General features: G+C 52.9%; 9 protein-coding genes. 7 read left to right on the top strand and 2 right to left on the bottom strand.

The features are described 5' to 3' along the window. The first annotated feature begins 337 nt into the window (after positions 1-337). The 5 genes from GCU45_RS26045 (at position 338) to GCU45_RS26025 (ending at position 6,866) form a co-directional block, all read left to right on the top strand. Complete coding sequence (locus tag GCU45_RS26045; protein ID WP_076169141.1) at positions 338-1,660, top strand: ABC transporter substrate-binding protein; 1,323 nt, start codon at positions 338-340, stop codon at positions 1,658-1,660. 115 nt (positions 1,661-1,775) lie between these two features. Further along, positions 1,776-2,669 carry a carbohydrate ABC transporter permease gene (locus GCU45_RS26040; RefSeq protein WP_076169143.1) on the top strand — a complete coding sequence of 298 codons (894 nt, stop codon included), beginning with the start codon at positions 1,776-1,778 and terminating at the stop codon, positions 2,667-2,669. Then, positions 2,669-3,502: a carbohydrate ABC transporter permease gene (locus GCU45_RS26035; RefSeq protein ID WP_152401615.1), complete on the top strand. Its 834-nt coding sequence runs from the start codon at positions 2,669-2,671 to the stop codon at positions 3,500-3,502. Before GCU45_RS26040 ends, GCU45_RS26035 begins: the two co-directional genes overlap by 1 nt. Before the next feature lie 31 nt (positions 3,503-3,533). Continuing rightward, on the top strand, positions 3,534-5,342 hold the full coding sequence (locus GCU45_RS26030; protein WP_152401614.1) for a cache domain-containing sensor histidine kinase: 1,809 nt from the start codon (positions 3,534-3,536) through the stop codon (positions 5,340-5,342). A gap of 30 nt (positions 5,343-5,372) precedes the next feature. Continuing rightward, positions 5,373-6,866, top strand: coding sequence for a response regulator (locus tag GCU45_RS26025; RefSeq protein ID WP_152401612.1), 1,494 nt, complete (start codon positions 5,373-5,375; stop codon positions 6,864-6,866). Positions 6,867-6,931: 65 nt separating this feature from the next. Here GCU45_RS26025 and GCU45_RS26020 read toward each other — a convergent pair whose 3' ends face one another. After that, complete coding sequence (locus tag GCU45_RS26020) at positions 6,932-7,765, bottom strand: SDR family oxidoreductase (protein ID WP_152401610.1); 834 nt, start codon at positions 7,763-7,765, stop codon at positions 6,932-6,934. Between the two features lie 232 nt (positions 7,766-7,997). Here GCU45_RS26020 and GCU45_RS26015 point away from each other — a divergent pair, with 232 nt between their 5' ends. Both GCU45_RS26015 and GCU45_RS26010 read left to right on the top strand, forming a co-directional pair. Then, entirely contained in the window at positions 7,998-8,783 is a 786-nt protein-coding gene (locus tag GCU45_RS26015; RefSeq protein WP_152401608.1) for a glucose-1-dehydrogenase, read from the top strand. 45 nt (positions 8,784-8,828) lie between these two features. Further along, positions 8,829-10,514, top strand: a complete 1,686-nt coding sequence (locus tag GCU45_RS26010; RefSeq protein ID WP_152401606.1) for a glycoside hydrolase family 13 protein — start codon at positions 8,829-8,831, stop codon at positions 10,512-10,514. Between the two features lie 102 nt (positions 10,515-10,616). Here the strand turns inward: GCU45_RS26010 and GCU45_RS26005 are convergent, their stop codons facing one another. Then, positions 10,617-11,498, bottom strand: coding sequence for a sigma-70 family RNA polymerase sigma factor (locus GCU45_RS26005; protein WP_152401604.1), 882 nt, complete (start codon positions 11,496-11,498; stop codon positions 10,617-10,619). Between the last annotated feature and the right edge of the window lie 16 nt (positions 11,499-11,514).

Here is an 11,514-nt window from a genome sequence, read left to right as displayed (position 1 = left end):
CTGCACCATCCCCTTCTTCCCTTTCTCTATGCACTTTAACTCGTCACGAACAATCCCCTTTCTCTATGCACTTTAGCCCGTCACGAACAATTCCCTTTCTCCCCCACACTTATACAGCAAAATAATGCTATTCCCCGCCAACTCTCTTTAGCAGTATTTTCTTCTTTCTCCTTCAATCTTTAATTTGTTATTGTTTTGTTATATTAATAACACTAATTTTTATTGTGATTAGTATAATAGAAGACAATAAATAACAAATGAGTACATTTAAAAAACGCATTCAAAAGGCTATAATAGCAATGCAAACGCTAACATATTCGAAATGGGGAGAGTAGAAATGAAAAAGAAATCTGTTACGTTGTTAGGATTTGTTATGATCCTGATGCTTTCCATGTCCCTGTCCGCCTGCGGATCAAGCGGCGGCAGTGATGATTCGGCCAGCAGCGGAGGAGGCACGGATACCACCGGCACTTCGTCCGGCGGATCTACCGGAAGCGGAACCGAGCTGTCGGGCAAAATCACCTTTTTGACCAACCGCACCGACATGATCGGCAAAGAGTATGACGATTATGTAAAGCGCTTTAACGAGAAATACCCGAATATCAAAGTGGAATTCGAGGGTTCGCAAACCGATTATAACCAGCAAGCCAAAGTGAGAATGGCCGGCGATGAGCTTCCGGACGTGATGTTTATCCCGACGATTCCGAACTCCGACCTGCCGAAGTATTTTGCTCCGCTTGACGATCTCGGGCTGGATGACAAGATTACGTTTAAAGACTTCAGATCTTATGAAGGCAAAGTATACGGGATCACAACAGGCAACTCCACATCCGGTATCGTGTACAACAAAAAGGCGTTCGCCGATGCAGGTATTACGGAAATTCCTAAAACTTGGGACGAGTTCCTGGCAGCTTGTGAAAAGCTGAAGCAAAAGGGCATCGTGCCGCTGGCTTCCAACTTCAAAGATAAATGGCCGCTGAACAACTGGGTGTATGACCTGCCGCGGCTGATCGAGAACAATGCGGACTTCCCGAACGCGAAGCTGAATACGGACACGCCGTTCACGATGGACAACGGTTACGGCAAGGCGTTCAGCCTGATCCGTGAACTGAACGAAAAAGGCTACCTGGAGAAGGACATCAACTCCACCAACTGGGAGCAGTCCAAGAAAGATGTCGCATCCGGCAAGTTCGCCATGTATTTCCTTGGCAACTGGGTCATCAATCAAGTCGTCGGAGCAGGAACGACTTCGGACAACGTCGGCTTCTTCCCGCTGCCGTATGACAACTCCGGCACGCTGCGCGCCGCCCTTAGCCCTGACTTCTTCTATGCAGTATCCAAAAACAGCAAAAACGTTGATGCTGCCAAAGCTTTCGTAAAATGGATGATCGAAGATTCCGGTTACGAAGATTTCGCCGGATTCATCCCTCCGCTGAAAGACAAAGAGTCCAAGCTGGCCCAGCTGAAAGAATTCCAGGCTACCGGCGTGGAGCTTCAGGAAGGCACACCGGACGACGCGACAGTTACCGACATCCTCAATAAAGCCCAGATCGATTTGCCAGCCATGGTTCAGGAATTCGTCCTTGCCAAGGATCCGCAAAGCGTCCTGGATAAATGGAACAAGGCATGGGCCAAAGCCAAGAAAGACCTCGGCAAATAACGCCTGCTTACAGAAATAGCCCGGCAAAGTGGATTATCCGCCTTAGGAGGTAATCCGCTTTGCTGTCGGCTTGCATCCAAGAAACGCCTATAAGCTTGCAGAAAGAAGGTATAGCATGTTCGGAACGCTCTCGTACCGCAAACAGAAGACGATCATTATCGTCTCTTTTTTACTGATTCCTTTAATTCTATTAGCCACCTTTACCTACTACCCGGCGATCAAGCTGATCTATTACAGCTTTACGAACTGGGACGGCTACAGCCCGGAGAAGCCTTGGGTCGGCCTGGACAATTACCGGGAAGTGTTCTCCAATTCGGATATTTTCAAAGTTTTTGAGCACAACTTCGCTTATTTTGCGATGGGAATCGTCCAGAATATCATCGCCATTTACTTTGCTGTCGTCCTGAACAGCCGGCTGCGCGGCCGGAACGTGTTCCGGATTCTGCTGTTTCTGCCTTACATCATGAACGGCGTGGCGGTCGCTTTTATGTTCGGATACGTGTTTGACACGACCAACGGCTCGCTGAACCTGTTCCTCTCCAGCCTTGGACTGAAGCATCTTGGCGAAACGAGCTGGCTTGGCACGGAAGGGCTTGTCAACTATGCGTTGGCCTCTACCGGTCTGTGGCGCTTCATGGGCTACAACATGGTCATTTACATCGCTTCCCTTCAAGCCATTCCGAAGGATATTTATGAAGCGGCGAAAATCGACGGTGCCGGCTCTTTGCAGACCCTGTGGAAAATCACGCTGCCGAACATGAAGCCGGTCATTCAGCTGAACCTGTTCCTGACCGTGACGGGCGCGCTCGAAGTGTTCGACCTTCCGTTTGTGCTGACCAAAGGCGGACCTGCGGGAGCGAGCCAGACGTATGTGCAGCGCGTCGTGGAAACGGCCTTCGCCTACAACAACTATGGATTGGCCTCGGCGATGAGCGTCATCTTATTGTTCTTTGTGGTCATCGTACTGGCCGTTCAGCAGCTTGTGCTCAGCAGAGGAGGAAATAAATAATGCATTCGTCCAAATTCCGGATCCAGGACCTGATTAAATACTTGACCCTGCTCATCGGGGTATTCGTTGTCCTGTTCCCTCCCTATGTCGTCATCATCAACGCATTCAAATCGAGGGATGAATTTAACAGCAGCAGCTCGATGTCGCTGCCCCATAACTTTTTGAATTTTGATAATTTCAATGTCGTGTTCGAGCGCGGCGGCCTGCTCAGCGGGTTCGGCAACATTCTGATCATTATCGTCGTCTCGCTCGCGCTCAACATTTTGTTCGGCACGATGGTCGCCTATGTCCTGGGCCGGTTCGATTTCAAACTGAAACCGATCGTGTTCGGGGCGTACCTTGTCGCTACCATCATCCCGAGCATCACGACACAGGTTGCCACATTCGGCATTATCAAAAGCCTAGGGCTGTACAACACGATGGGTGCCCCGATCGTCCTGTACATCGGAGCCGACGTTATCCAGATCATTCTATACCTGCAGTTCATCCGCAACATCCCTTATGACCTGGATGAAAACGCCATGGTGGAAGGCGCATCTCTGTTCAAAATTTACCGTTCGATCATTTTTCCGCTGCTGACACCAGCCACGGCGACGCTCATTATCCTGAAGACGATCAGCATTTATAACGATATGTACATTCCATATTTATACATGCCAAAGCAGAGCCTCGGCGTCGTCACCACTGTTTTGATGCGGTTCCAGGGCGTCAACACGGCCGATTGGAACCTCATCTGCGCCGCGATTCTGGTCATCCTTTTGCCTACGGTCATATTGTACTTTTTCCTGCAGCGTTATATCTTTGAAGGAGTAACCAGCGGAGCGGTTAAATAAGAGACAAGCATCAGGGAGTGGACTATCGGTTATGAGTACTGCAATCGGCCGCATCATACGCAGGGGATGGCTCTTTCTGGCCAATCTGTCATTGGAGAAAAAGCTGATTCTCGTATTTGTCTTTCTGTTATCGCTGCCCATCACTTATGTCAGCTACCTGTCGGCAAGGTCCACGTTCAATTCCGTGCTGCAGAATGCCACCAACAACGCGGGACAGATGGCCGACAACGCCTCCGATACGATCGACCGGTACGTGGACGACCTGAAGCGCTACACGGCGCTTCCCCTGTATAACAAGGATGTGCAGTACTATCTCGGACAGGAACACACCGACTGGTACAAGAACGAGAGCATGGGCATGTTTCTCAGCTATCTGAGCCATACCAAAAAAGACGTCGTGGCCGTCTACCTCGTTGACCGGTATGATCATATTTTTTATGACAAGAACGGGAACATTAACGATCTGTCGGCCGAAAATCAGCTTCCCGGCTGGAAGAAGCTCTTAAGCGAGGCTGGGGGAGCACGTCCGATTCTGGAAGGCCGCCATCCGATCACGGTCAACGGCAGCAGTACGATGGATGTCATCAGCGTGCTGCGGACCATTAACTCGGCCAGCTCGCTCCAATATCTCGGCATCATCGTCCTGGATATCGATATCCGCCTGTTTCAAGGCATCGTCGAGCCAATGGACCGGGTGACCCAGGGCAGCTCGCTCATTATGGATGAGCAAGGACAGCTGGTGTACGCCAGCGATGATGCGAATTCGGTTCAGGATCGGCTGACCGCGCTGATGACGGCGGCCAAGGGTCAGAAGGAAGGCCATTTTGAATCGACTATACACGGCACCCGTTACCTGACCGTCTACTACACGTCGGATCAGACCGGATGGACGACGTCCGTCACGATTCCGCTGTCCAAAATTTTGTACAAGGTCCAGCAGAACAGCCGGGCGCTGATGGTTACGACCTTAATCCTGCTGGCGATCGCCCTGTTCGTCGCAACATTCTTCTCCCACGCCTTGACCAAACCGCTGAAATCCATGGTTCGGCTGATGCGCAAAGTTCAGCACGGCAACCTCGACGTCTGGATTTCGCCTAAATACAATGATGAGATCGGCATGCTGGGCAGCCATTTCAACCGGATGATTTTGCGGGTCAAGGACCTGCTCACCGAAATCAAGCTGACCGAAAAACGCAAGCAGACGGCCGACATGAGGGCGCTGCAGAGCCAGATCAACCCTCATTTTATTTACAATACGCTCGAGTCCATCCGCATGCTGGCCGAGAGCAACGACGATCCGCGAGTCGCCAAGCTGACCTACCTGCTGGGAAACCAGATGAGGTATTCCATCGTCCGCAGCGGGGACCCTGTGACCATTCGGCAGGAGCTGGAGCATGTCCGCAACTATTTCGACCTGCTGGCCATCCGCTTCCCGGACAAATTCCGGCTCATCATGGATGTGCCTGAGCCCTACCTTGGCCTGCCGGTGCTCAAGCTGGTGTTCCAGCCAATTGTGGAAAATTCGGTCTTTCATGGGCTGGAGCGCAAGCCCGGACTCGGCACCATCACCATCACCGCTTCGCGCGAACAGGACCACGTTGTCTTCGTGATTGGCGATGATGGAGTCGGCATGGACGCGGATACCGTCCAGCAGCTGAACCGCAGCCTGAAGCACGGCGACTCGGGCGGTGCATTCGGCATCGGGCTGCATAATGTGGCCGAGCGGGTACGTCTGCATTACGGCGGCTCCTGCGGTCTTGAAGTGGAGAGTGAGCCCGGGCATGGAACCCGGGTCATTGTGCGCATTAAGGAAGAACTCCCCGACGAAGACCAAGAGTAAACATCATTACAGCAAAGGCGGGAGAGAAATATGCTTCGAATTCTGATTGTGGACGATGAAGTTCTGATTCGCGAAGGCCTGTCGCGCATGATCGAAAAGGAAAGCGGCCTCTTCCGTGTGGTCGGGCAGTTTCCGGACGGCAAGGATGTACTGGACAGTCTTCCCGGCCTGGAGGTCGACGTGGTCATTACCGATATCCGGATGCCGATTGTGGACGGTCTAGACCTGATCAAGCAGCTGAAGGCTGCCCGCCCGCACGTCCGTTCCATCCTGATGAGCGGTTTCACCGAATTTAACTATGCCAGGGAAGCGATCCGCGCCTCCGCGGTCGACTACCTGCTCAAGCCGATCAACAAAGAGCAGCTGTTTGAGCTATTATACCAATTGGACGAGGAGCATCAGTCTTCGCTCGAGAAAGAAGCCTTGAGCCGCAAGCGGCTGCTTCATTCCTGTTTTCTGAGCGAGTCTCCCCTCCCCTATCTATCCGAAGATACCGGGCTGCCCCTGTCCTGTTATGCCACGTTCGTTCAGAAAGGCGGATCGCTGGAAGCCGCAGCCGGGCGGATCCAGCAGCATCCGGAGCTCGTCTGTGACTGGATCTCGGTCCAGGAGCGCATGCTCGCCTGGGTCTTTTATTTTCCGGAAGCTCCGGGGCATGAACAATTGGACCGGATCGCCCGTCTGCTGGGCGGTGCTGAGGAACAAAGCGAAGAGGAAACGGCGGTTCATATCGGATTCAGCCGCAGCCACAACGGCACTGCCGAACTCAGAGCCTCCTATGAAGAAGCCATGCAAGCCTGTGACCTGGGCCTATATTCAGAGTCGAGCCTATATTATGCCGCCGGTTATGCCGGGGAAGCTTTCGGAGATATCGTCGAAGCGGAGGATGCCGTCCGCGGCATGAACCTTGCCGAGCAGCTGCAGCTCCTCCATATTCCAGTCGTGCTGGAATGTGTCCGTCAGTGCTTTGAGCGGCTGAAAGAGCAGCGTGCAGGTACCGGGACGATCGTCCGTGTCTGCAGTCAGCTGGAGGATATGGCATCCCGGGAAGTGCAGGAGTATAGGGAGATTCGGAGCAAAGAAGCCCGCGCCCGGCTGGAGACGCAGCTGCGAGCCTGCATGAGCTTCTCCGACATGGAAGAATGTTTTGTGGAGGCGTTCAGGTCGGCGCTGGAGAAAGTGTACGGACTGCGCAGCGAAATGGGCGGTAAAGCCGTAGAGATCGTCAAGCGCTGGATCGCCGAGCATTACAGCGAGCATGCCGAGCTGAACACACTGGCGGCCATGGTGTATCTGACACCGAGCTACCTCAGCAAGCTGTTCAAGCAGGAGACCGGTCTGACGCTGACCGAGTACATCACCCACGTGCGTCTGAAAAACGCCAAACGCCTTCTGCGGACCGAGACGAACATGAAGGTGCATCAAATCGGAGCGGAGGTGGGATATGCGGATCCCGCTTACTTTAATAAGCTGTTTAAGAAAGTGGTCGGCGTCACGCCAAATGAATATAAAAAGTGGAAATAGCCGCCAATAAACAAGCGCCCTGAATCGTCAGGACGCTTGTTTGTTTTATTATGTTCAAATGGAAATCAGTCAAAATCAGTTGAAAAAGCGAGCTCCTTTTGCTGTTCCAATTCCGCCAGCCGCTCGGTAAGAGCTTTGTGAATCGTCGAATATGCGTCGCTGCCCAGCACGATTCTTTTAGGCGCCGGATTCTGGTCTACACTGTTGATCATCGCAGCAGCCATTTTGGCAGGGTCCCCTAGCGAGGGTGCCTTGGCTTCTTCGATCATCCGCCGCGCATGGATGGCCGGGGAGACCTCATAAGCATCTATCTTGGGTGCCAGCGTGGAGCTTTGATACCGGAAGTTTGTCCTTGCACTGCCCGGCTCCACAATAGTGACGCCTATATTAAAAGGGGCAACTTCAGCCATGACGGATTCGGCAAACCCCTCAATTCCCCATTTGCTCGCATGATATAATGAACTTCCCGGGAAAGCGGCCTGGCCGCCTACGGTCGACAGCTGGAGGATCCGCCCATAGCCTTGTTTCCGCAAGTGAGGAAGAGCCGCACGCACCACCTGGATGGATCCGATCAGGTTCGTTTCAAGCTGATGGCGTATCTGCTCATCTGTCAATTCCTCTGCCGCGCCGAAAAGGCCGTATCCCGCGTTGTTGACCACGACGTCAATGCTGCCGAGATCATGAAAAGCGTTGTCCACAACCCGGTGTATGGCGGGCGTATCGGTGACATCCAGCTTGGAAACCCATAATAGGTCGCCATATTTTGCTTGCAAATCATTCACAGCCTCCATATTGCGGACCGTTCCCGCGACCCGTTCCCCGCGTTTCAAAAGCTGCTCCGCCATTTGACGTCCAAAGCCGCTACTAATGCCGGTGATCAGCCAAGTACGATCATTCATTGTCGAATCCTCTCCCACTCTTTTAGTATGCGCCATTAGATTTATAACTAACTGGTTAGTTATAAATTACACCTATCGAACGATGTTGTCAAATGGAAATAACTCATAGACTGATCCCGATACTATAATGCCGTTTCTTGCACGGAAGTTATGACCCCGCCCTGTTGAACTATGCCCGTTCCGGTTAAATACTATTGTAGTCATTTTGATGGGACGACAGGAGGGAATGATTGTGTACAACGATCTTAAGGGCAACACAGCCATTATTACCGGAGCTTCTTCCGGCATTGGACGGGCTATGGCGCTGAGGTTCGGGCGCGAAAAGATGAATGTGGTCATTAACTACCGCAGCGGCGAGCAGGAAGTGAATTCCATCATCCAGGAGATTGAACAAAGCGGCGGTCAAGCGATAGGCGTGTACGGCGATGTCACCCGTGAAGAGGATGTCAAAAAGCTGGTAGCCGCCGCGCATGAGCATTTTGGCTCGCTGGACGTCATGGTCAACAACGCGGGCATCGAAAACGAAGTCCCCTCGGAGGACTTGACGCTGGAGGACTGGCGAAAGGTGCTGGACGTGAATCTGACCGGGGCTTTCCTCGGCTGCCGCGAGGCAATCGATTACATGCTGGAACACGGGATCAAGGGACGGATCATCAACGTTTCGAGCGTGCACGAGATGATTCCGTGGCCCCATTTCGTGCATTATGCCGCGAGCAAGGGCGGGATCAAGATGATGACGGAGACGCTGGCGCTGGAATTTGCGCCGAAGGGAATCCGCGTCAACAGCCTCGGTCCCGGTGCGATCGATACGCCGATCAATGCCGCCAAGTTTTCCGATCCTGCCGCCAAAGCAAGCGTTGAGGCGCTGATCCCGCTCGGATATATCGGCAAGCCGGAGGAAATCGCCGCTGCAGCCGCCTGGCTGGCCTCCTCCGAGTCCAGTTATGTTACGGGCATTACCCTGTTTGCGGATGGCGGGATGACTAAATACCCCGCTTTTCAAGGGGGACACGGTTAACTCCCCATACAACCTGTATCATGCACGGACAGGAGGAATGCGCACATGAACGAAACCTGGTGGAAAGAAGCTGCCGTGTACGAGATTTATCCCGTCAGCTTCATGGATACCAATGGAGATGGCAAAGGCGACCTTCGCGGAATCATTTCCAAGCTGGATTATTTAAAGGACCTCGGGATCGACGTCATTTGGATCTGCCCGATTTACGAGTCTCCTGGTAAAGACAACGGATATGACATCAGCGACTATTACGCAATCAATCCTGAATTCGGCACGATGGAGGATTTCGATGATTTGCTGCAAGAAGCCCACGCCAGAGGAATGAAAATCATGATGGACCTGGTGCTGAACCATACCTCCGACCAGCATCCCTGGTTTAAGGAATCGAAATCATTGACCGACAACCCCAAGCGAAGCTTTTATATTTGGCGCAAAGGAGTCAACGGCCTGTACCCGAACAACTGGGAGTCCTATTTCAGCGGCTCGGTGTGGGAGATGGATCCGGAGACGGACGAATACTATATGCATCTGTATTCCAAGCATCAGCCCGATTTGAACTGGAGAAACGAAGAAATGGTACATGAATTGTACCAAATGATCCGGTGGTGGCTCGAAAAAGGCGTGGACGGCTTCCGCTTTGATGCCATCGCCCACATCGTAAAGGCGAAAGGACTGCCGGATGCCGACAATCCGCAGCATCTCCCTGTTGTGAGGGCGTACCAGCTATTCTCCAACCTGGAAAAAGTCCATTTTATGCTCAAAAAGCTGAACGAGGAAGTGCTGATGGACTACGACATCATGACCGTCGGCGAAACCTCGGGACTCGGCCCGGAGCAGGCATTGGAGTATGTGGGAGACCAGCGCCATGAGCTGAACATGGTGTTTCAGTTCGAGCATATGACGCTGGACTCCGCCTCAAACGGCACCGGTAAGTGGGAATCCCGGGCATGGACGCTGCTGGAGCTCAAAAAAATAATGAGCCGGTGGCAGACTACACTGCATAACCAGGGCTGGAATGCGAACTACCTCGGCAATCATGACCAGCCCAGAGCCGTCTCAAGGTTCGGCAATGACAAGCAGTATCGCGTCCAATCCGCCAAAATGCTGGCGACCTTCATACTCACCCTGGAAGGGACGCCATACATTTATCAGGGCGAAGAAATCGGGATGACCAATGCAGCCTTTGACCAAATCGGCGACTACCGGGACGTGGAAACCTTGAATTACTATGAGCAGTCCCATCTTCAAGGCAAGCCGATCGACCAGACGATGCTGGCCATCCAGGCGAAGAGCCGGGATAACGCCCGCACCCCGATGCAGTGGGACGACGGGCCTCAAGCCGGCTTTACAAACGGCGAGCCTTGGATCAAGGTCAACCCCAATTATACGGATGTGAACGTGGCTTCGGCGATGAATGACCCGGATTCCATCTATCATTACTACAAGCGGATGCTCTCCCTTCGCAAGACCCATAAAGCGTTGATCTATGGAGAGTACAAGCTGCTGCTTCCATTGGATCCGGATCTCTATGTTTACACCCGTACGCTCGAGCAAGACACCGTCCTGGTCATCCTTAACTTTTTTGATGATACGCCGGTCATGGAATGGCCGAAAACGCTGCGGGGTATGTCGCGAGACCTGCTGATTAGCAATTACGATCTGCCGCCTGACGCGGAAGGAGACCGCATTCAACTGCGCCCCTATGAAGCCAGAGTATACCGGTTGTCCTGACCGGGGTTTGGCAAGAAAAAAGGCACCCGCTGCAAGCCTTACGGCTGCAAACGGTGCCTTTTCCTTGCTTCAATGATCTTTTCTCCGTGTTCTTTATACCCGTTAATCGTTCAACAAGGCCAGGTCAAGCTGGCGCAGGCGCGCCGGATCGGCAATCATTTCGATTTCGGTGATTTTATCATTCTTTACCGTAAATACGAGTACGAACAGGATTCGATCAAGCGGACCTATAACGGCGCCTACAGAACCGTTCACGAGCGCAGGCTGGGCACCTTGGGCACGGCCAGCGAATTGCTTGGCCGCAGCTTGCGAACCATGAACCACAACCGGCGCGTTTGCGGCCGGCGGAAATGCCGGATCGTTTCGTGTCAGGACATTCGGGTCCAGGATAGAGAGAAGTTTCTCAAAATCTCCGGCGCGCGATGCAGCAAGGAATGCATCCACCAGCTCCTGTTTGCGCCTGAGCTCTTCTGCTCTTGAAGCCGATTCATCCCCCTTCACCCGTTGACGTGCACGGCTGGCAAGTTTTCTGGCTGCCGCCTCGTTTCTTTCCAAGATGGAAGCAATATCCGCGAAAGACATGCCGAAAATATCGTGCAGCACGAAAGCGATTCGTTCGGCGGGACTTAATGTTCCCAAGACCACAAGCATGGCATGCCCCACAGCATCGGCCATCAGCGCTTCATACTCCGGGTCGCTTCCGTCACGGAAGTGGGTAACCGGCTCTGGTGCACGATCTATCGTCAGATCCTCATGCCGTGATTTACGGGCTCGGAGCATATCCAAACAGACCCGCGAGACGATCGTCGTCATCCATCCCCCGATATTTTCCACGCTGCTCATATCCGAACGGCTAAGACGTATCCATGACTCCTGTACGGCGTCATCCGCCTCATTCCGTGATCCCAGTATTCGGTAAGCCACAAACTGAAGGTGATTCCGATGCGATTCGAATTGTTCTGCAAGCCCGTTGTGATTGTTCACGCGCCCCAACCTTTCC

This window comes from Paenibacillus cellulositrophicus, assembly GCF_009363095.1.
GTDB classification, from domain to species: Bacteria; Bacillota; Bacilli; order Paenibacillales; family Paenibacillaceae; genus Paenibacillus_AQ; species Paenibacillus_AQ favisporus.
Note: the sequence above shows the minus strand (reverse complement) of the source record. Positions and strands in the feature narration are given on the sequence as shown.

Coding starts and splice junctions, on each gene's coding strand:
- GCU45_RS26025 (WP_152401612.1), top strand. CDS start 5,373: ATGCTTCGAATTCTGATTGTGGACGATGAAGTTCTGATTCGCGAAGGC.
- GCU45_RS26020 (WP_152401610.1), bottom strand. CDS start 7,765: ATGAATGATCGTACTTGGCTGATCACCGGCATTAGTAGCGGCTTTGGA.
- GCU45_RS26040 (WP_076169143.1), top strand. CDS start 1,776: ATGTTCGGAACGCTCTCGTACCGCAAACAGAAGACGATCATTATCGTC.
- GCU45_RS26045 (WP_076169141.1), top strand. CDS start 338: ATGAAAAAGAAATCTGTTACGTTGTTAGGATTTGTTATGATCCTGATG.
- GCU45_RS26030 (WP_152401614.1), top strand. CDS start 3,534: ATGAGTACTGCAATCGGCCGCATCATACGCAGGGGATGGCTCTTTCTG.
- GCU45_RS26035 (WP_152401615.1), top strand. CDS start 2,669: ATGCATTCGTCCAAATTCCGGATCCAGGACCTGATTAAATACTTGACC.
- GCU45_RS26010 (WP_152401606.1), top strand. CDS start 8,829: ATGAACGAAACCTGGTGGAAAGAAGCTGCCGTGTACGAGATTTATCCC.